This window comes from Vibrio sp. KUL70 (assembly GCF_059725515.1).
In genome coordinates, this window is record NZ_AP045834.1 from 2,124,135 (window position 1) to 2,144,277 (window position 20,143).

Annotated in this window: 26 protein-coding genes; 2 read left to right on the top strand and 24 right to left on the bottom strand. The window is 47.1% G+C overall.

The genetic code is table 11. The features are described from left to right. Positions 1–60: 60 nt before the first annotated feature. Both AC6I7V_RS09205 and AC6I7V_RS09210 read left to right on the top strand, forming a co-directional pair. Positions 61–414 (top strand): hypothetical protein, encoded by a 354-nt coding sequence (locus AC6I7V_RS09205; RefSeq protein ID WP_498010734.1) that lies wholly within the window; start codon positions 61–63, stop codon positions 412–414. A gap of 129 nt (positions 415–543) precedes the next feature. After that, on the top strand, positions 544–2,430 hold the full coding sequence (locus tag AC6I7V_RS09210) for a BCCT family transporter (protein WP_498010735.1): 1,887 nt from the start codon (positions 544–546) through the stop codon (positions 2,428–2,430). 810 nt (positions 2,431–3,240) lie between these two features. Here the strand turns inward: AC6I7V_RS09210 and AC6I7V_RS09215 are convergent. The 24 genes from AC6I7V_RS09215 to AC6I7V_RS09330 all read right to left on the bottom strand — a co-directional run bounded on the left by AC6I7V_RS09215 (position 3,241) and on the right by AC6I7V_RS09330 (position 20,081). Further along, a complete protein-coding gene (locus tag AC6I7V_RS09215) occupies positions 3,241–3,438 on the bottom strand; it encodes a hypothetical protein (protein WP_498010736.1) in 198 nt (65 codons plus the stop codon). A 1-nt stretch (position 3,439) separates the two neighbouring features. After that, on the bottom strand, positions 3,440–4,204 hold the full coding sequence (locus tag AC6I7V_RS09220) for a hypothetical protein (protein ID WP_498010737.1): 765 nt from the start codon (positions 4,202–4,204) through the stop codon (positions 3,440–3,442). After that, on the bottom strand, positions 4,195–4,884 hold the full coding sequence (locus AC6I7V_RS09225) for a hypothetical protein (RefSeq protein ID WP_498010738.1): 690 nt from the start codon (positions 4,882–4,884) through the stop codon (positions 4,195–4,197). Before AC6I7V_RS09225 ends, AC6I7V_RS09220 begins: the two co-directional genes overlap by 10 nt. A 13-nt stretch (positions 4,885–4,897) precedes the next feature. After that, positions 4,898–5,434 (bottom strand): baseplate complex protein, encoded by a 537-nt coding sequence (locus AC6I7V_RS09230; protein WP_062859697.1) that lies wholly within the window; start codon positions 5,432–5,434, stop codon positions 4,898–4,900. A gap of 30 nt (positions 5,435–5,464) precedes the next feature. Next, on the bottom strand, positions 5,465–8,134 hold the full coding sequence (locus AC6I7V_RS09235; RefSeq protein ID WP_498010739.1) for a phage tail-collar fiber domain-containing protein: 2,670 nt from the start codon (positions 8,132–8,134) through the stop codon (positions 5,465–5,467). 13 nt (positions 8,135–8,147) lie between these two features. Then, positions 8,148–8,750 carry a phage tail protein gene (locus tag AC6I7V_RS09240; RefSeq protein WP_498010740.1) on the bottom strand — a complete coding sequence of 201 codons (603 nt, stop codon included), beginning with the start codon at positions 8,748–8,750 and terminating at the stop codon, positions 8,148–8,150. After that, positions 8,737–9,924, bottom strand: a complete 1,188-nt coding sequence (locus AC6I7V_RS09245; protein ID WP_498010741.1) for a baseplate J/gp47 family protein — start codon at positions 9,922–9,924, stop codon at positions 8,737–8,739. Before AC6I7V_RS09245 ends, AC6I7V_RS09240 begins: the two co-directional genes overlap by 14 nt. Then, positions 9,917–10,264 (bottom strand): DUF2590 family protein, encoded by a 348-nt coding sequence (locus AC6I7V_RS09250; protein ID WP_032551943.1) that lies wholly within the window; start codon positions 10,262–10,264, stop codon positions 9,917–9,919. The genes AC6I7V_RS09245 and AC6I7V_RS09250 overlap by 8 nt, the downstream gene beginning before the upstream one ends. Next, a complete protein-coding gene (locus tag AC6I7V_RS09255) occupies positions 10,264–12,153 on the bottom strand; it encodes a phage tail tape measure protein (RefSeq protein ID WP_498010742.1) in 1,890 nt (629 codons plus the stop codon). The genes AC6I7V_RS09250 and AC6I7V_RS09255 overlap by 1 nt, the downstream gene beginning before the upstream one ends. 40 nt (positions 12,154–12,193) lie before the next feature. Beyond that, positions 12,194–12,337 carry a DUF6890 family protein gene (locus tag AC6I7V_RS09260; RefSeq protein WP_167332346.1) on the bottom strand — a complete coding sequence of 48 codons (144 nt, stop codon included), beginning with the start codon at positions 12,335–12,337 and terminating at the stop codon, positions 12,194–12,196. A gap of 41 nt (positions 12,338–12,378) precedes the next feature. Then, positions 12,379–12,639 carry a putative phage tail assembly chaperone gene (locus AC6I7V_RS09265; protein WP_498010743.1) on the bottom strand — a complete coding sequence of 87 codons (261 nt, stop codon included), beginning with the start codon at positions 12,637–12,639 and terminating at the stop codon, positions 12,379–12,381. Further along, positions 12,636–12,935, bottom strand: a complete 300-nt coding sequence (gene lysC, locus AC6I7V_RS09270; RefSeq protein WP_498010744.1) for an Rz1-like lysis system protein LysC — start codon at positions 12,933–12,935, stop codon at positions 12,636–12,638. The genes AC6I7V_RS09265 and lysC overlap by 4 nt, the downstream gene beginning before the upstream one ends. After that, complete coding sequence (locus AC6I7V_RS09275; RefSeq protein ID WP_498011673.1) at positions 12,844–13,185, bottom strand: hypothetical protein; 342 nt, start codon at positions 13,183–13,185, stop codon at positions 12,844–12,846. The genes lysC and AC6I7V_RS09275 overlap by 92 nt, the downstream gene beginning before the upstream one ends. Continuing rightward, a complete protein-coding gene (locus AC6I7V_RS09280; RefSeq protein WP_498010745.1) occupies positions 13,160–13,750 on the bottom strand; it encodes a lysozyme in 591 nt (196 codons plus the stop codon). Before AC6I7V_RS09280 ends, AC6I7V_RS09275 begins: the two co-directional genes overlap by 26 nt. After that, positions 13,737–13,946 (bottom strand): HP1 family phage holin, encoded by a 210-nt coding sequence (locus tag AC6I7V_RS09285; RefSeq protein ID WP_004734118.1) that lies wholly within the window; start codon positions 13,944–13,946, stop codon positions 13,737–13,739. Before AC6I7V_RS09285 ends, AC6I7V_RS09280 begins: the two co-directional genes overlap by 14 nt. 5 nt (positions 13,947–13,951) lie before the next feature. After that, entirely contained in the window at positions 13,952–14,158 is a 207-nt protein-coding gene (locus AC6I7V_RS09290) for a TraR/DksA C4-type zinc finger protein (protein ID WP_498010746.1), read from the bottom strand. A gap of 12 nt (positions 14,159–14,170) precedes the next feature. Beyond that, complete coding sequence (locus tag AC6I7V_RS09295; protein ID WP_010437010.1) at positions 14,171–14,626, bottom strand: phage protein; 456 nt, start codon at positions 14,624–14,626, stop codon at positions 14,171–14,173. Between the two features lie 3 nt (positions 14,627–14,629). After that, complete coding sequence (locus AC6I7V_RS09300; protein WP_498010747.1) at positions 14,630–15,751, bottom strand: DUF2586 domain-containing protein; 1,122 nt, start codon at positions 15,749–15,751, stop codon at positions 14,630–14,632. A gap of 15 nt (positions 15,752–15,766) precedes the next feature. Then, positions 15,767–16,423 (bottom strand): phage virion morphogenesis protein, encoded by a 657-nt coding sequence (locus AC6I7V_RS09305; protein WP_498010748.1) that lies wholly within the window; start codon positions 16,421–16,423, stop codon positions 15,767–15,769. After that, positions 16,407–16,901, bottom strand: coding sequence for a phage tail protein (locus AC6I7V_RS09310; RefSeq protein WP_498010749.1), 495 nt, complete (start codon positions 16,899–16,901; stop codon positions 16,407–16,409). Before AC6I7V_RS09310 ends, AC6I7V_RS09305 begins: the two co-directional genes overlap by 17 nt. Further along, positions 16,898–17,317 carry a head completion/stabilization protein gene (locus AC6I7V_RS09315; protein ID WP_086712988.1) on the bottom strand — a complete coding sequence of 140 codons (420 nt, stop codon included), beginning with the start codon at positions 17,315–17,317 and terminating at the stop codon, positions 16,898–16,900. Before AC6I7V_RS09315 ends, AC6I7V_RS09310 begins: the two co-directional genes overlap by 4 nt. Before the next feature lie 123 nt (positions 17,318–17,440). Continuing rightward, complete coding sequence (gene gpM, locus AC6I7V_RS09320) at positions 17,441–18,157, bottom strand: phage terminase small subunit (protein WP_060641571.1); 717 nt, start codon at positions 18,155–18,157, stop codon at positions 17,441–17,443. A gap of 10 nt (positions 18,158–18,167) precedes the next feature. Next, entirely contained in the window at positions 18,168–19,172 is a 1,005-nt protein-coding gene (locus AC6I7V_RS09325; RefSeq protein ID WP_498010750.1) for a phage major capsid protein, P2 family, read from the bottom strand. Beyond that, positions 19,173–20,081 carry a GPO family capsid scaffolding protein gene (locus tag AC6I7V_RS09330; protein ID WP_498010751.1) on the bottom strand — a complete coding sequence of 303 codons (909 nt, stop codon included), beginning with the start codon at positions 20,079–20,081 and terminating at the stop codon, positions 19,173–19,175. Positions 20,082–20,143 lie beyond the last annotated feature (62 nt).

Sequence of the window (20,143 nt, forward strand, 5' to 3'; positions counted from 1 at the left end):
TACACAAGTTTTTCACTGCTCGGCCGATACTCTATATAAGGTGCAACTACGGAGAGTGTTATGACGCCTGTTACCAACAATGCCGCTCAAACTTATAGTCCGGTGAAGAATCAGCCCACAAAAGGTACGCCCGTATCTTCAGAGCCCGCGCCACTTAAGGTTGAGCACAATACCGTTAAGCTGTCTGATGAAGGAAAAGCGCTTCTGGTCGCCCTACAACAGATAGATAAAGAAGCCAAGAAAATCGAAGCTGAAAACGAAACCGTTGGCGACAAAGTTGAATCTTTTGCGCATGGCGCACTGGGTATGGATCATCCAGACAAAATTGAAGAAGAGGAAGATGGCTCATACTCGGCGGGGCAATATCTTTCCGCAGCGGTAACCATTGGCGGCATACTGCTGGCCTTGGTCTAGCGCTCTCACCGAACCTCCAGCTTTTACTAGAATCACTTTACAGATTTGTCGTTACGACAACATTCCTGATTTGCTCTGAAAAACGACTTCATACCATAATTCTGGTCTCATTATTATGGAATAAGTCTCGTGAAAAACGCCTTTTCGCTTATTGATAAGCCTACTTTTTTCGGTGCCATTGCACTACTACTTACGATAGTGTTTCCTCTGATAATGTTCCCTGCACAAGGGGCAGAATGGATTGCTATCGCGAAAACCTTCATGACCGACAAACTCGGTTTCCTCTATCTAACACTTGGCTTAGCAGCCTGTGCTTTCATGGTTTATGTTGTATTCAGTGACATGGGCCAGATCAAGCTAGGTGAAGCCGATGAAGAGCCCGAGTTTGCCACTGCTTCATGGGCCGCGATGCTATTTTGTGGCGGCATCGGTGCCAGTATTCTTTACTGGGGCTGTATCGAATGGGCCTACTACTACCAATCACCACCTTTTCAACTTGAACCAGGCAGTGAAGAGGCGGTTCGCTGGGCTGCGACCTATGGACTGTTCCACTGGGGACCAATCGCGTGGTCTATTTACTTGATCCCAGCTTTGCCGATCGCTTACTTTTTCTATGTGCGTAAACAGCCTGTACTAAAAATTTCCAGCGCGCTCATGCCAGTACTTGGAGAGCACCGCAGTAAAGGTACTCCAGGCAAGATTGTTGATGTGCTATTCATCTTTGGTCTTTTAGGTGGCGCGGCAACCACACTTGGTCTAGCCGCTCCTCTTATCACCGAAGGTTTGAATCACCTATTCGGTTTGCCAAAGAACACCCTAACTCAAGCAGGCGTATTACTGATCTGTACCGCAATTTTTGCCTACTCTTCCTACGCTGGCCTTGAAAAAGGCATCAAGATCCTCAGCAACATCAACTTTTGGGGTGCGATGGGTTTATTGGCATTTGTGCTGGTTGCGGGTCCAACCATCTTTATGTTGGAGACTGGCTTGGATTCGATTGGTCGCTTGCTCTCTAACTTCTTCGTTATGGCGACTTGGGCTGAACCTTTTGGTGGCTACGGCACATTTGAAAATACCCATTTTCCACAAGATTGGACCATCTTCTACTGGGCATGGTGGTTAGTATTCGCCCCGAGTATGGGTCTATTCGTTGCGCGTATCTCTCGTGGTCGCACAATTAAACAGATGGTAACCGGTTCGATCTTTTTTGGATCTTTGGGCTGCTTCCTGTTCTTCATGATTTTGGGTAACTACGGCCTGTCATTACAACTGTCTGGAGACTTAGACGTGGTCGCGGTACTCAACGAGCATGGCGCAACCAAAGCGATCTTCTCGATGCTTGACCAACTGCCAATGAGCACACTGGTTATCGCGGTATTTACGCTGTTGTGCATTATCTTCACGGCAACGACTTTTGACTCGATCTCATACATCTTGGCGTCGGTAGTACAAAACAACGTCACAGAAGAGCCTATGCGTTGGAACCGTCTGTTTTGGGCATTTACACTATCATTCCTGCCAACGATTTTAATGTTCTTAGGTGGACTAAGTACCTTACAGACCGCGGCTATCGTGGGTGGCCTACCGCTACTAGGGATTTCAGTGATGTTGATGGTTTCTGCCGTTCGTGCGACCAGTCTTGACCTACGCCATCAAGATGACTACATCGAGCCAACAATCAACATCGAAGAGCTGCCCGATATCGACCCTTGGTCTGCAGAGGGGATGGCACTGGCTCAGTTTGAGAAAGTGAAAGATGCTGCTCAAGACGCGGCTGAGCTAGAACGCTCCGCCTACAAAGCGCTGGCAGATGTGAAGAAAAAGATTCGAGCATATGTTCTTGAACAAGGCGCTCAAATGGAAACGCATGAATTGCCGGAAGAGTTGCAGCAAGCACTGGAGCTTGCTGAGAGCAACCTAACTGCCGCACAAGCGAAGAAACTTGAGTTGTCCGAACAAGCACAGAAAGCTCGTAGTGCGTTCAATCAAGTGGTTGCAGAACTACCACTTAATTGACCTTAGCCATGACGATGTCCACTTGCTTGGACCCTCCTAACTAAGCAAAAGGCTCACAGAGATGTGAGCCTTTTTTTCATTCTTTTTCGCGAGTAATCAAGACTAAGCGCGATTTGGGTGGTTGATGATGTGGTCTTACTAAACACCAGCTTATTACTAATTTAAAATCAAATACTTAATCAAAGAACAATTGTAATTTGTCCCAAAAATGTCCACACCGTAAATTTATAGGCATCTGGCAAAATCGCGTTTTCTGTCATTACTTTGTTCTCTTTTCTGTTCACTTTTCCAGCTTCATCCAATGAACAAATTTGAAAAACAGTTTTGCTGTCAGATTAGCGCTAGAGCCTTGCTATGCCTGGCTTACCTGCCAACTAAAGAGATCTTTAATTTTCCACACTAGATCTTTAAAAAACTGACGAAAAACACAGAGCAACATTACAAATCAACAACTTAAAATGACGCACTAGATCTTTACAGATCGTCATTATTGCAATTTATCGAAAAAAAGCGCAATTATTGAAATTCTATGAGGCGCAATATAAGCCCTTTTGAGCGGCTTTTTATATCACTCGAAGCCCTTATAGCAAAAGGCTTTATCGCGTGTTCTACGCCTTTCCTAGCCCCGTAGATTTTCACTAAATCAAAATTACGAAAAAACCAGATCGAAAACGGCGCAGGTGGGGAGGAGGAGTGCGGATTCCGTCACCTGAGTGCTCCTTTACGTGGCGCTAGCCTGTAGCTATGCGATTGGCTTTAGATATAAGAAAAGCGCCCATAGTGGACGCTTGGTGATGATGCGGTGGGCTTTTAGCTTACTTTGTAGGTTCCGGCAGAGCTGCCAGCATCAATGATGACTTCTGCATCTCGTTTAAGCACTGTAACCATTGCTGCTGCTATGGCTTCCATCAATGGTGAGTTCTGTGAAAACTCTCCTTCTATTACAAAACCTCTGGCTTCTAACTCTTTAATGAGTTCCTGCTTTGTTGCATCAACTTCTAGTGCCATGTTACTTACCTGCGAATACGGTGGTTGATACGTCCACATGCGGTTTACCAGTGAACGGACAAATGGTTGCCCCAGTACAAACACCTTTTCCGCCATTGAGTTTTATTGTGTCGGCATCTTCGGTGATGTTCTTGGCTTCAATAATGAGGTCTTTGCCTACGGTTAAATTCACTTGCCCTTTGATGTCCTGCACTTGGTCTTCGAGTATGGTGATCTGCTCACTCTGTTTTACTACCACCTTACGCAGTTGCTCAATGATGGCGGTGTAGTTGGTCGCATTTACCGCCCTATCGACACAATTCAAAGTGGCGTTTTTATCTGTGGTGCTCTCAAAGTTTCCATCTTGGTCTACTAGGTGGTAAACACCTTGGCGTTTTTGGTATCGACTTTCACCTTCTTTGATACCTGGTAACTTGAAGCCAAGCGGAAGAACGCAACGAATAAAAGGTTTGTCCGGTTGGCCGAACATAAAACCGAGCTCTACGATGCTACCAATTGCGGGAGGCTCTAGACGACCAGCATGATCACCAAGACCAGGCACCGGAAGTGGTACCGCCTGCAGTGGCGGTTTATCTTCGTATTCCATGCCCTTTTCATCGAGTAGCTGCACATCCACGGCATAATGAGGATAAAAGCGATCAGACAAATCACCTTCTTCGGGCAGCTCTGGCAATGCGACCACCTTCCCCCACCTTGGCAAATGCCACTGGCCTGTGAATTCAGGAAACAACCGGAAGATAATGCGCTTTATAGTATTCACATCCATGTAAGCTTTGCCTCCGTTCCTTCAAACTCAACACCAACTAATCGAAGTCCATTCACGACTACACCTGGCTTCAACTTTGGAATAGCCGGCACCTTTACCGACTTGTTGGCCGTGTGGTTTGTCATAAGTGCACTTGGTATGGTGACGGGTTTATCTGCCCAGAATGAATCCTTCCAACTGCCTACGTAAATTTGCCCATTGCCTTGTTGCTGCCAGAACAATCCATCTATGCTGAACGCTTGGGCCAGTTCGTCTATGACTCGATAGCCATTGCCATCGCTATAAAAACAAGGAATGGCCGTTTTGCTGTAGGCTTTCTCTGGTACCACAAATTGAAGGCCCGTTTTATTGGTCACTTCGCTAAGCAGCTGCATAAGTGTTGGGTGACGCATGATGATGTTAAGTGGCTTATAGAGTATTGCCGCTAATTCGCGGCAGAATACTTTCGACCAACCTTTTTCGGCTGGCTGAACTCGTTCGATGTAACCAAGAAAGACTCGCGTAATATCATCGCCCCAACCTAAGTCTACGGCGATGATAGTATTTGGCTCTGGACTGCCTTCAACGGAAAGTTCACAGCGACCTGGTGTGTTTTCACTAAAGACTATGCGATGGTCTTTCACCTTGGCTTTGTCTTTACCGAGGTAAGCGCGGCAAAGAAACTTGTTGTTTGTTGTCATACGTCACCGCCTTTTACGCCAAAGCATTATCAACCGCTTTGAGCACCTTCATAACACCAGTCAGTTCCACTTCTGTACCTGGCGGCACATCGTCACTTTGTCCAGCTTCAACCGGAGTGTTCACACCTTGCACTTTTTGCTGTGCAGCGGGTTTATCCGGTTGGCGTTGTTCGACTCGTTCTGGTACCGAAAGGTGCTCGACCAGTTCAAACGAAACGCTCCATTGCCTGTGAGAATCTTGCTCATCAGCACGAACGGCACCTTGGAATTTCACCTGGCGAATTTTCAAGGCCTCTGCCGTTTTATTGCTAATTCGGTAGATTTGGCGAGCATCGTTTTCTTGTGCTTCCGCCATGCTGAACAAGTTGGTTAATAGCTGCTTTTTAGTAAATGGGATCACGCCTTTCACGGTCAGAATTTTACCTTTGCTGCCTGTTTCCGCTTGGTCGGTAGCCGAGGTCTGGCCGGACATATCCTGTCCGGCCAATTGCTGACGAACGCTAATGCGTAAGTTCTTTAGTGGGAGTTGAGTGCCGTTTAGGGTTAGCATTTACTTCAAATACCTTTAACTATATTGATACTAAATAATAAACTTCCCGTACTGGTAAAGGCACCCGACTGTTACAGGTGAGTCATCAAAAGCCATCGGCATTGATTCCAGTGGTGTGCCATAAAATTTAATATACGCACCCGAATCCCACGCATGAAGCGCGTAAGATCTAGCAGTATCCAGATTAACTAATGTCGGACAATACGCAACTTGGGCTTCAGCCGATGAGTCCATTTGCACTATTGGCACAGTACCTGGAACAAACTCTATGCGATCATTTGTTGGCGTGTTTTCGTCAAACACCTTGTTTTCTATACGAGACAAATTTCTTGAGCTGGAGTGCATTGCCGAATAAATCGTATGCAAAATAACTGGGCTGCTACTTCCTGTTATTCGAAATTGTGTATTACATCCACCATCAATTCCGAAGTCGAGCGACATCCATAACCAGAGATTAGGAGATGTTTGTATCTCCAGCTTATTGCGAACCATGATATGCGGAGATATAACGATATCTCCGTCATTTAGTGTAGAGATTGATGCCTCATGTGAGGTTTTAATTCCAAATGATATTGCTCCCTCGGTGCTCGCCACCTTTATCGTGACATCATTACCTGTCTCGTCCTTATCTCCGCCATGATAACTACCGTACCGAATGCCATCACCACCAATCAGAACATTATCCATTGATGCGCCAGTGCCAGCCGCCAGCATCGAAACCCCACCAAACAATACCACCTTATCAATAAATGACTTAGTTGTTAGGGATTCAGGAAGTGTGGCAATATTGAACATATTTAATCCAGCCAAGTACAGCGCACCAGCTCCATCATTAGTGATTCTAACTGTACATTTTGTTTTAAATCCATCAACTACAAACGGCATTGTCTGAATACGATTTGAAGCACCTTTTGCAGAAAATGTTTTAACATTATGACCATTTACTTCAATCTTGACGGCCTCAGATGAAGCTGCCGATGTGACAACGGCACAGTTGGCCTGGAAAATAGAATCGGGAAGTTCATATTCTATCCACTCACCAGGTGGTACAGACTTACAAATAGTGTCAATCACTCCATTAGATGAATAATCTGCACGGTCTGCGTTAGGGTAAAAGTCATTGATATTAACGCTAGAGTCTTCCACTCCCGCGCTTTTCCCTGACTCAGATACTTTTAATGCATAACCTCCATCATGAAGCCACGAATGAACAACTCTCAAGCGATCAAATGGAGCACCAGCATCAGTTTCCCCGCTACCACCTAAACCATTAAGTAGCTCAAAACGTGCTACGCCACCGTAACTTGATGGTGAAACAATGGTATAACTCTCACCATTCGGAGATACAAACCCATGCGATGTGGCAGCTGTTTTCATCAACAACTTTGTTTTCAATCGCGTTGTTGGCATTGTTGGCGAAGGAACTGGCTCACTATATTGTCTGATTGCATAGCGACGCATCCGGTCTAGCTTTGCATTGTAAATCTGACCATTTTTATATGATGTATTTATCCCAGAAATTTTCATTCCTTTAGCATCAACAGATGTGTTCTTAAGATCAATCGTAAGCAATTGTACCCGTAATTCTTTCACACCATTTTCAGCCGCTTTTTCAATCGCTGTCGCCGCATCATCACTCTCTGAATTGACACCATAGAGGCTAATATCAGCTATTTCCCCTATTAATTTCATTTTGCTATCACCTAAAGGCGACTTCCCCAATCGGATAGGATTGCTATTACTAGCACTAGGAACATTCCATTGATGATTCTGGTAAATTACAACTTGCTGTGATGATTTTATGGTTTTCCCTTCTTCCCAGTTTAGACCGGCAACGGATTCAATATGAGAAATATAGTTACTCTCCAGCCTCAAATCATTAACACTTCCATCACCCAACACCTGGGCAATCTTACAAACAAAGTGCTTCACGCCGTTTGCATCGGTGTAGTCGTCTTTCTCTTCTGCAGTAACCACGAAAGCGAATAGGGTAACTTGCTCACCTGTTGGCGTTCCTTCGCGGTGTGCGTCTACGTAGATGAATGATGGTTTGTTAGGTACCTGAACATTGCGTTCAAATTCGAGTGTGACACGATTGCCCGACACATAACCGGCACCCGCTTTGATGTTGAATGCGCTCGCTTGAGGCGTTACCAAGAAACCGTCTTCGATAAACCAATCTTTGCCGTTTTGGTCGATGATGGCTTGGGCCACATCGTCGTCCATTTTTTTCATACGTGGCGTGGCGTTGTACTGCCACGATGAAGCGTCCACCGTGATGTTGGTGATTTCAGCAATGTCTTTGTACTCAAGCACAACAGAGCGCACCAAGGTATTACCTGCAACACCGGGCTCGTCAGCTGACTTTGGTGTTAATGCATGGTGGTCGATTGTGACCAGTACGCCATATTCTGAGCAGTACGCACCCGTCCAGTTAAATTCGAACGGGCCAACGTCACTAGTCAATGTCGTGCTGTAAATGACCGAGTCTGCAGAGAGTCGGCCACGCTGCTCAACACCTTCTTGGTGAACAACATGATCAGTGGGTACCACATCATCTGGCTGTGGGAACTCTGGGCGATTAGGCACATTGGCAAAAATCATCTTGTCGATGATCAGTGGCTTTTCTTCGGCATTAAGTTGCGCCAACAGTGCTTTACCTGCGGCTGTTAAAATTGACTTATCAGTGGTATTTGCCATTTTTATTGATTCCTTAGCCCTTCACTGTGGCTTGGTAATATTCACAATCGACATTGAGCACACTTGGTAACATGCCAATGTTTAGCCGTGTCTTAACGTGTGACGCTGAATATTGCGCTTCGACATTCTTGCTTCGCGCGGCCAACGGCATTTCGACATAACTGGTGTATTGATAACGACGACAGGTGCGCCCGTACTGGCGGATCACCGTGTCTAATAATTTCGGGACATTGGTTAAGTCACCGTCTCGAATCTTCAGACTGATCACATCCCAATCAACATTCACTAACCTTTCATCTTGAGCAATGTGCGGATAACCGAGCTTTGCAAACATGTCTTCCCAGCCGGATACCGAACCTGCATCACGGGCAAAACCATAGGCATGAGCGACACGGATTCGAAACAGTTCTTCGGGCTCTTGGCCGAGCTTTTCTACTCCACGTTGCCAAGCAAGAATATTGACCAATCCAATTGGCGCGGTGAGTGGGTCATGTTGTTGCAGCGGCATTTCAAATGCGGCTTTCACATGCTCCCAATAATTGCGCATAGCTCGGGCGAACTTGGCGAGTTCGCCTCTACCCATCCAGTAACGAAGGTTTATCTCAGGTATTTTCAATGGATACCTCCAACGTCTGAATGCGTGGCACCGTTAGGTTGTTAATGATGTCGGCGTTATCGAATTCGAGTGATTCAATCTGTGCAAACTGACCGTGTAGCTCTTGGCCTAACTTGGAGAAACTAAAGCGCAACACCGGATTTGTTACTGTTGGCGAATAATCTGTGTTCTCGCGGAATGCCGCACCAATGAACTTCTCAACAGCTGCTTTAAGCTGGGTGCGCTCATCCATCGTGAGTGAGCGAAGCGGCCACACACGGCAAACAATATCGGTTTGAGTTTCTGGCATTGCCATCACCTGCAGATCATCACCATGCCCGTGTTGCCCTTGCTCACGAATATAGGCATTCAAATCAACAAGCATTTCTGGTGACGGCTCTCCCGTATCAAGCAAAATGTAAGAATTGGCGGTACCTGGCCCACGTGGTGCGTTATGCTCGAAATACACGTTGTCGTCGTTAATGCCTGCACGACTTGTTAGCAATGAACGGTAAGCCGCATCAATGTGCCACTTCGCAACCGCGCTCCACTGGTTACGAATACGTAAGCGGAGTTCATCGTTGCTTTCTTTGTCTGCACCCGCTTCGGTTAGCCATTCGGCTGGGTTCGTTGCTGCTGCAATACCTGGTATCGCAGTAGGCAAAATATGGTAGTAACCTTCGCCAAGGTTGTAGGCCGCACCTTCACTCTCTGCTTCTACTTCCGCCATGATCATCGTTTCGTTTTCTGGCAGCGTGGTATCAGCTAGTACACGAACGCGGTAGATATTGCCGTTAATGGGTTCGGTCTGAATCCAAGTATCTTTTGGAATAACTAACACTGGCCCTTTTGCGGCTGCGCGTTGGAAGGCGATCAAACCTTTGGCTTTAGTTGCTTCTTTACGAGTGAGTTTGCACTGCCATGCAAGCAGGTCTAGCCATTGGTCTACAGCGGTTGCAACAAACATGTTCGGAAGAACGTAACCCACCAATAATGTATTAATGAGCCACAAGGTCACTTGTACCACTGCCGATTCAATCAAGCGCCAGAACGGGGAGAAAAGCGAGTCGTTAGAGATAATGCACTCTTCCTTTTCCATTTCCTCTTTCAGCACTTTTTTCCAACTAGCTGCATCGGTAGGGATACCGGATTGCTTTACCAGTTCGGCGTAATCTGGTTTGGGAATATCAGACATTGGTTGTCTCCGAAGTTTTGATATCAAGAGTTACATCGCCAAAGTCTGCAGTCGTGGCGAAAACATAAATCGTGCCTTCTGTTGGTTCTTCTAACCTCACAGTTCCCGGCACTAGGCGAACATCTTCTTCAACCAACAGCTCTAACTTGGTGCGAATATCCGCCTTCTTTGATGGGCTGCGCTCTGCAATAAGATCAACCGCTAAATTGCTTTCAATGATGGCGTGTTTAATGTCTTGGGCGATCACTGCTCGGTCTTGAATCAATACAGGGTTACGGCCTGCATCGAGTACCACGTCACCGTTTTCAATTAGGATGTCTTGATAGATATAATCCGCCATTAGCCTGCCGCAAATTCAAGTTCTGTATGCATGTCCTGTGGATTGTTCATCTGCTGAACATACATATTAATTTCGCCGTAACTAGTTGAACTGTTTTGGTAACTAGCAATATTCTTGGCCGCGCCACCTGGTTGAACTTGTGCGTAAGGTGTCGCGCTTTGGACTGACTTAGATTTCACCGGAGCCGTTTCATCATCACTGCCGAAACCTGGTAGCCAATCAACGAGTCCTTTCATGGTTTCCCAAATACCCGCTAACTTCTCAGTGAACCAACTAAAGACGCTTCCAAAAATGTTTCGCATCGACTCGGCCATTTCTCCTATGAAGGCAAAGCCACTGGTATCGGTGAAGCCACTCATAACCCATTGCCAACCTGCTTTGATGAACTCAAACATCGCTCTAAATGGCATCGTGATTAACGTGATTGCGCCTTCTAATACCTGGAACCATGTTGTGTCACCAAATGAAGCCTTGAGATCATCCCAGTAGTAAATCAAAGCCCCTACTGCAGCGATTGCTGCAACCACTGCACCAACGACCAAAATGATTGGGTTAGCCGCTATCGCAATGTTGGCTGCTAACACGGCCACACGTAGTGCTGCCATGCCCTTAGTTAATAAGAAACTTACACCCGTGAACATCTTCATGGTGAGCATGTAAGTTGCCATTGCTTGCTTACCCACACCCATCATCAAAGTAAATGCACCACCTGCTGCCGCAGCACCTAAAATCGCTATAGCAGCAAAGCCAATGTATTTGGTAAGGTTCGGGAACATCTGTGTCCATTGAACAATTGCGGTAGCTCCTTCAACCATGCCGCCAACAACAGGCAAGATGGCGGGTAGAAGCACAGAGCCAAAAGCAGCACTTATGGCAAAAACGCCTTGCTCTAACCGCTCCCATTGGTCGGTCATAGCTCCCGCCATTTGCTCAGCAACATCAAGCCCTTTGACTTTGCCGAGCTCATTTATTGAAGTGGCGAGCCCATCGGTGTTTTGCATCAGAAGTTGGATCATGGCTGTGGCTTCTTGAGTACCAAACGCTTTACTCAGCTCTGCCGCTTCCGCTACCGAAATGGTTTCACCATAACGGCCCTTGATTTGATTCAAGATATCGACGATTGGCAACATTTGACCTTGAGCATTCGTGAACTGCATATTCAAAGCTTCTTGAGCTTTGGCCGTACCCGCTAAGAACGCACGATATTTGGTACCCGCTTCACTACCACTCATAGTGGACTGCAAAGTACCAAGAATCGCCATTTGCTCAGTCATACCCACACCGACAGAGGTTGCCGCAGCACCTACCGAGGTGAATGCCGATGACATGCCCTCACCAGTGGTTTTAAACATCTGAACCGCTTTCGCAGTTTGACCACCCAACACATTTACCCAATCCGCCTTACCCATTTCATTGGCTGAATTCTGGAAAATGCCGTACATGGTGCCGACATAGTTGGTAATGGTTGAAGTATCGGCTTTGGTCGCAGCTGCGAGCACCCCAGACGCACGGGTAAACTCAGAAAGCTCATTGCCTCCTAAGCCAGAAATAGCGGATTGAATATCATAAGAAGCCGCCACAAAATCTGAGGCTGATTTGCCATAGTCCACGGCAAACTCAAGTGCCGTGTCACTTAGCTGCTTCAACTGCTCATCAGCAACACCAAGAGATTTAACCTCACCTAATGCCCTATCCATTTCAATGGCTGGCATCAAAGCTTGTTGCAATGCGAAACCAGCACCCACCATGCCTGCCGCACCTGCCATCATGGTATGAGTACCTTGACGATAGGTGTTGGTAACATCGGTCATTTGTCGTTGAATATTGCCCAGAGGTTTTGAAATCTGGTCAATCAGTCCAACTTGAAATCTGAGTGCTTCTGGTAACATCAACAATTCTCTACTTACTTTGCGAACTGAAGCTTAGTGGCTAACCGCCAAAGGCTTTGGCTACACCGCTAGCGGTTACGGCTTGCATGTTTTCCCAATGGTTCTTCTCCAACCAAATCGCATAAGCAAGGTTCTGATCAGTATCCGGTTCATTAGGTAGCCACTTTCGCCGCCACGCATACATTTTTTGCCTGTCGCTGCTCTCAATGGCAGCGACAAGCCCATCTATTTTTTTACCGAGATGGAAAGCTTAGGTGCGTATTCTTTAAGAACCACGCCATAAATCTGCGTTGCCGCACCTGGGTTCTGCTGAGTCAGTTCACGCAGCGCATCTTTTGAGCCTTCGCTAATACAGCTCATCAAGAAGTTGTGGGCCGCGTTACTCGCATCACCTTGTAAGATGGTGTTTTGCGCTTCGTCGTATTCGGCTGGCGTCGGGTTGAATTCAAGGTCAGTTTCACCAACAGTCAGTACAATCTTGCTCATTTTGATATTCCTATTTTGCTTTCGTGCTCAGCACGCCAATTTAAATAATCTTCAATTTGTTTATCGCACGCAGTCACGGCGACTTTTAACTTGGGAATGTCTTCGGTTATTACTTCGGGCCATGTACCTTTTACAGTTGGCTTGTAGCATGGGACCAACATTCCAGCAGGTGGCAATTTAACGATCACCTGCGTTGAAACGGTTTCAATAGGGTTCGCGCAAGCGCTCAGTAACACCGGCAGGGATATGGCAATCAATGCTTTCCATTTCCTTTTTAAGCTTGTCCAGTTCTGCATTGAGTTTCCTTTCTGCTTCTATCTGTTCTTGCTTACGCCGTACAAAGAGTTGGTTCGTTTCATCTGCGTCACTTTGTAAGGTGTTAATCACTGCCAAGTTGGCGACATTATCGGCCTTGGCTCGATTAAGCTTTTCAGCAAAAGCGACTTGTTTTAACTGACTTGCATCCAATTTCAGCCATAAAACCCAAACCGTTATGCACAACGTTCCAACCGCGAGTAACTTAATCCACTTCCATGCAGCGAGCATATTCAAGCCCTCGCCTTGTCACTAAACCGGGTAACTTTTCACCGCCGCCATATACCCATTTAGGTAACTCTTTACAGGCTCGTTCGTAGTCGCCTTGTTTGATGTAAGTAAAAATCCGCGTGGCACTACCATCATGGTTTTTCATGAACCGTGAACAGCCAGTGTTAAAACTAAACGAGGTGAACGCATCAAACTGCCCTTGGCTCATGGGTCGCTTAGCCGCCTTTTCTGCCGACTCGATGCACTGCTCAGCACCTTGCAGGTTAACCACCCAATCTTTTGCCACTTGCTCAAGTGTGATGGGTTGGTCTGGCACACCGTGAGTGTTACCAATTCCGTTGGTGATTAACCCTGCAGGGCAGGTGTAGGGCTCAAGTCGGCACCCTTCCGCATTGCCTGTAATGTCCAACGCTTTAGGGCTAACACGCAATTCACCTTGGGCTTCACCATCGATCACCACTTGGCCGACTGACGTTGTGAACTCATCACCATAGAGGCTATTGCCTCCAGTGATTAAGCCCATGGCCGCCACTACCGAACACAGGATTTTTTTACTTAGTTTCATTTATAAAAACACCTTTCTCTTTGGCTATTTTCTGCATAGCTCGTTTGTGCCATACGTTCGCTAATAACGCGCCTAAACCAATAAATATGGAGGTTAAGAAATACCACTGCTCTAATGTTACTGAACTCAACAGCACACCCGTTGCCGACATCAAATAAGCGATATAACCCGTTACTTTGTCGTACCAATCTTGCATCTTATTCACTCCCTTGCGGCTTGGCATGATGTGCAATATTGGCACCCTGGTACTTTTTGGCGGCGTTCTTCGGGTATTGGGACGCCACATTCGCCGCATTCCTGTGCGCTTTCCCGTTGTTCCATTTGCTTAGCCCTTGCCAGTTGGTTGGCAATCGCCACTTCTGTGAATTGGGTTTCAAGGCCACTGGCATGGTCGATAACATCAGACATCACGCCCCCTTCTTACTGCACCAAGTCTTCGGTTTCATCTGAGCGCAGGTATGGAACACCGTTAATATTCACAAAATCTGGGCTTGTTACTTCAAACGGCAGTTTGTGAACCAGTGCGCTACCACCATTGGAATCAACATCAAGCAAATCAGAAATCTTGATTCGACAACCAAAGGCTTCTACTTTCAGCTCATCTTTATCAATCTTGCCGTAGAACAAAGCGTCAAAGGCAGGCAGGCCACGCCAAGAACCGGCCTGTTTTGCGGCCTTGCTCAATTGGTTAAACTGCTGCGTGGTGAGCTCCATTTCACCACTTGCTTCTACATCACCATCGACATAACCATCTGGCACACCAGAGGTTTTGTTCACGGCGGAATTGTCGGTAATAGATAGGGTGACTTTTTGCGCTTTTAGCTTGTAGTCGCCCATTGAAAAGTGCATGTTCTTGCCAGAAATACGCATGCTCATTGGTTACACCTCCGAATCTGCAGGGTTAGAGAGATCAAGCCCAATGTTGACCACAATGTGTTTCGGGCAGTTATGAGGACGAACCATTAAGCCAATGTTTACTTTGGTTTTGCTCATCCACTGAATTGACACATCTTCATCGCGTGGTGGCATGATTTCACCAGGGAACGGAATGCCGCCAATCTCAGTGGTCTTCGACATATCGCGCATGTCTTTACTGAAGTAAGTGCGGTTGAGCTCTATACTTGGTGGTGTTGAATTAAGAATGCGGTCAGCAATACGACGAATCGCTTTAATTCGAACGCGGCGATTTAGCTTGTGAACAGGGCGAACATATTCAAGGTATTGATAGTCTCCGCCTTTCGCTTCCAGCGTGGTGGCGTCTGTCCAGTAAACACCTTCCATATCTGCGTACCACTGGGGCAGTGAATAACGCGCATCGGCTAGCGCTGAAATAGTGCTCATTTCCAGTGGTTTACCAGCGCTATCCACTGGCATTTCACCAAGACCTAATAGGCTTCCCGTTGCGACTCGCATTGGGCTATCGGCTACTGTGACAGCTCGATCACATAAGCGACCACCAAGCACACCAACATTATTGCCGTTAAGCATTGGCACTGGCGTTACCATGTTTGCTGCCACATCTTTCACTAGGGCTAGCATTGCGGTTTCATAGTCCGACCACGTTTGGGTATCTGCATCAATACCAGCACACGCAGCAAGGAAGAACACCCAACGACCAAGTTTGCTCGTTAGCTCTGTTGCTTTGTCTTGCATCGTTGTGAACTCGGCTTTGTCAGCCACAACATCAACAATACAAATACCTTCGAAAGAGTCGGTAAGGTTGGCAGTATCTACAGCATCTTCCCAAGAGTCACCGTCAGCCAAACCGAAGATGGCACCCGTCCAGTTTTGTTTACCATTTAGCTGTGCGGCTTTGACGTTTGCGCCTAGCGCATCATCAGCGACCACTTCATCAAGGTTGGTCATGTTGTTTACACGGGTAACTTTGCCTTGCAGTTCGGCTTTATCCGTTCGCCCGATGTAGAGCAGGTGGCGTTCAATCTCTGGAATCCCGCCTTGCCCTAAATTGAGGTTGTTTACCTCTACCTTTCCGGTTGCCATTGGTTATTTCCTCGCTTATGTTCGCGTCTTGGCCTGCTCAAAAATCTTTATGAGTTGGCGGGTTACTTCGCGTTCGTTACTGCCTAATATCTGGCGTTCTGCTAATGGGATATCCCAAGCGGTGACATTGGGCTGATTGCTCAGCTCTCGGATAATTTGCCCTGCTTGCCCATGGTTAACGGTTTCCATCAATAGGCGAAGGCTTGGCTTTTTCCGTCCTTTGCCGCTTTTTCTCGGCACCGTGTAACCCAGTTCCCTTAGCTTTCGCGCTTGCCCTTTAGAGCAAGGCGCGGAATAGTTTGGTGTTCCCCATCGCTTTTGCATTTGCCGCTTGGTCATTTTTTGCTTTTGACCAACGTGGTGCCTAGCTGCAATTCTTGCGGTGAGTTTGTTGCTCCAAGTTAGGTCGAGCATGTTGGCGTTTCGTACATAAGGGGTTAATCCCTTCGCCATACGGCGCATCACTTTGCCGCGCTTCTTCCCTTTTTTGGGCTGTAATGCTTGCCCATGAATATCTTTCTGTTGCTGAATGCGTTTGCGTGTATTGGTCTTTTCCCAACGGCCAAGAGTTTTCAGTATCCAAACTCGCTTTTTGGGTGGTAGTGCTAACATGGCAAGCTTTTCTTGCATGTTGAGCGCATCCCTTTTATTCGCACTAATCGTCGGTTTCATTCACCAACTCCGCTTCTTCTGCGGTGTAAATCTCTACGGCTTGAACTCGGTATTTGATTCCGCGCCATGTAATCATTCCGGCTTCTGCATCTGGTACCAACTCGATAGGTTCCATCAGCTCAAGCTCTATGCTCACATCAGCCAGCTCACTGCTGATCACATCAACCGAAAGTGTTGGGTCTTCGAGCTCTTGCTCGTTGCGGTCTTCTTCATGGTCGCTTAACCAACAGGCCACAAGAGCAAGCAAACAGCGCGGGTCTAACAATCGGTGAGGAAATTCCTCTACCGAGATCACCGCGTTGTATTTCCAGTAACACGCGATGTAACCATCGTTGCCTCGGTCTTCACCGCTTGGGACAATCGAACCGTTCTCTTGCCAAGCATCAATTTTGTTATCAAGCACATTGCTATTGAGGTGGCTAACGATGTAATCCGTTAAGTGCTCCAACTTAGTTTTGTTGTAAGCTGTCTCGCTCATATCGAAGCAATCCCATTGGCACTGCGGCCAAGTAACAAGCGCACATCTTGGTTGCTTTGGGTGACAAAACGTGCCTCTTGTTCTGGCTCATCTGTCGCTACGCTTTCACCCTCTTTGCGGCGGTCTTGCGTGGCAAACTCTGGCAATAGGTCAGCGTGGGCTAAACCATAAACCGCGCGTTTATATACCGCCGTTTTAGCAGCACTCAGCACAGGCGGATTGCCATCAACTAGCAGGCTTTCAAGTCGCTGCTGAATATTCAAAGCTGCAATGGTCACGGCTGCAGCCATAGAATCGTTATCAAACGTATGTGGAATACGGCGCAGCTTGCGGAATTCATCGGTTGATAAATCCGGCCAGCCTTCACCTGGTATGGCTGTATTGGCTGCACTGTTAACTTTTCCACCAAAGCTCATCACGATTCCCTTGTTTTTCAACGTAAGTAAATAAGTGCGCCTCTAGCCACTGGGTCGACGGTATCGAGTTAGCCTATTGGCTTCTCTTACCTCACCAGCCGAGGCGCGGTGGCGTAGGAGTCTTTACAGATTCTTGCCATCTTTAATGGCACGAATACGTTGTTCAATTTTCTTGATTTGGGTACCCACACCCACTTTGCAGTGCTTATTGTGAGCGTGTTGAAGTAGGGCCAATGCCTTTTCCAACGTTTCCAAATTGCCGATCGCTGTCGCTTGCGGCTGGCCTTCTTCGTTTCGAATCAGGTATAAACCCGCGAACTTGTACCACTTGGCGTGAACCTTCTCGTGTAAGCGCCAATCTTTCTCGACCTTCTCAAATACTTGGGAGAAGTAAGGTTCAATTGAATTACCACGTTCCGATTCACTTTCAGCCCACTCCAAGACCTGATCAGCACAGAATGTCGGCCAATCACGGCGGAAGTTCTCTGGTGTTGGCAAATCTCGTTCGATTGCCTTCATGCACCAATCAATGGCGGTATCCAGCTCTTTAATATCGAATAGCCAGATCACCAAGTTGGTAAAGATTGGGTTTTCGAACTGTTCGCCACTTTCTAAGTAGCTTTGAACATACGGCTTGTATTTCGGGACTAAGACATTGCGCTTATGCTCGACACGATCAGCAATCGCATTGAAAGAGCGCAAATGCTTGCGGTCTTCTTCGAAGTCAATCAGTTTGATGTGCAGGCTGTCGGTGTCTACGTTGGGCACAGTGCCCAACGCCGACGGGTTAGCTTGCTGTTCGAGTATCTTCTGGCGTTGTTTTGCTAGAGGGCTAACCATTGACTCTTCCTTAAGGTGCAGGGGTGATGATGTCTACTTGCTCGATAGCAGCAAACTTCTTCATGTTACCTACGGCGTAACCTTCCATGCGTAGATGGTTCGACTTGAACATCAGCTCATCATCGTCGTTCTTCTGACGGCGCTGCTGTGTCCCTGTCTGGGTTAAGATTTGAAGGTTCTTCAAGTTAGTTACCCAGATGCCATTCGCAGGGAAGAACGGCGGAATGTATGCGTGTTTACCCGCAATGGTTTTCGCCAGCTTCTGCGCTGCGGCGTGTTCGGTTGGGGTGTTGGCGGCTTCTAGCAGACGGTGCTGCTCTGATGCAACTAGGGCTGAACCTACAACCACAACCAAGTCAGGATCTTCTCGATGCTCTGGCGCAATCACATCGTTAATCATGGATTGAACCAAGGAATCTAGGTTTTTGTAGGAATCAGCAGTGCTACCCGTTGGATCTAACTTGGCATTGGCAAGAACTTGTGAAGGCATCTTCTCTTTTACGAGCTGCTTCCAGCCTTTGTTGACATCTTCACCCATTGGGTAGGTGACAGGATCAGTAGGGGTTTCAACCTTAACGCCGTTGAAGCCGATGCGGAGCATGTCCAGTGCGAAGATGCTTGTAATCGCATTCTTCATTAGCTTCATCCATTGGCCTTTGTCACCAGAGTTTGCCCACTCGGTGAGGGTGTCCCATTCGATAAATGCACCAGAGTCGGTTTTCACTAGTTGATAGGTGTTACCCGTTTGCCCCATTTTGCGACCGTATCGACCAGTTGCAGCACGACCTGTTGCCAAGCCATCATTACCAACATCAACTACCTGACCTTGGATTTGCAGCTTGGGAATCAATGAGATCATGCCAAGGAATGAGTGCGATTGTAGGATCGCTTGGCGTAGTGCCGTTTCCATTGGAGGCGTGATGTTGAATGTGCCATAGGCGGTTGGTGCACCTGCAGTGGTTGCAACGCCTTGGGTAAATTCTTGTAGTAGTTGAGTTGAGACAGGGTTCAGCATTTAGAAGTACACCTCTGTTTTGCCTGCACCTTCTGCACCTGGTTCTTGATTTGGCACTTCTTGTGAAAGCTTGTTGAATTTGGTTTCAAGACCATCCAACTTGTCGGTCACTGGTTTTAGCAACTCGGCTAAAGTGTCTGAGAACTGTTGGTTAATCTCGGTTTCGCCTTTAGGGGTTTCTTCGAGCTCACCTTCAGGCGTTAGGGCTTGGCTGAACTTGGTTTCAAGCTCTTCCAATAGCTCGGTTTTCAATTCGCCTTTTAGTGCGCTGAACTGCTCTTTGAACTGTTCTTTCAAGGCGGCTTTTAGTTGCTCTTCGGTCACGTCGCTATCCTCTTGCGGTGGCTCTGGTTCTGATGGTTGCTCTGGCAGTTCCCCACCAGATTGGAAATAGCTTGCGATGGTCGCAAATGCTTGCGCTAACGGATTGACAGAGTAAAACTCGCTAAGGTCTATTTGCTCCAATGAATCGGTTTCAATCTCTTGAGTTTCACCCGCTTGGCGAGAGAACTTGAGGCGAGTCGTGCCTGTTGAGGCTGGGGAGTCAGTCACAGCTAGGCCAACCAGGTAAGCTCGCCCCGTTCCTTGGAAATCTGGATGCATCTCGATAGAGGTATAGAGCTTCTGACCTTTTTTGTTAGCGGAGAGTAAGAGGTCATTGGGCGTAATCTTGGCAAGTAATCGCAACTTACCTGCACGTTTTTCGGCTTTAACTTCCGGCACTTCACCCCAGTTGTTACCTTCGAATACGTTCCAATGAGAGCGAGAGTGTTCAGGCCAAATTAATGCTGCATAGAGCGCTGGGGAATATGACTCACCCATCTCTTTAATTTGCGCAGCGCTAATTTGGCGACCGTCTACGGTAGCACCTTCAGTTGCAACAATATTCCAATCACTGGTTTTGCTCATGTTTGTCGTTTGCCTAGTTAATTGCGTCAAATGAATCTTGGTCACGGCAAACAATACGCCTT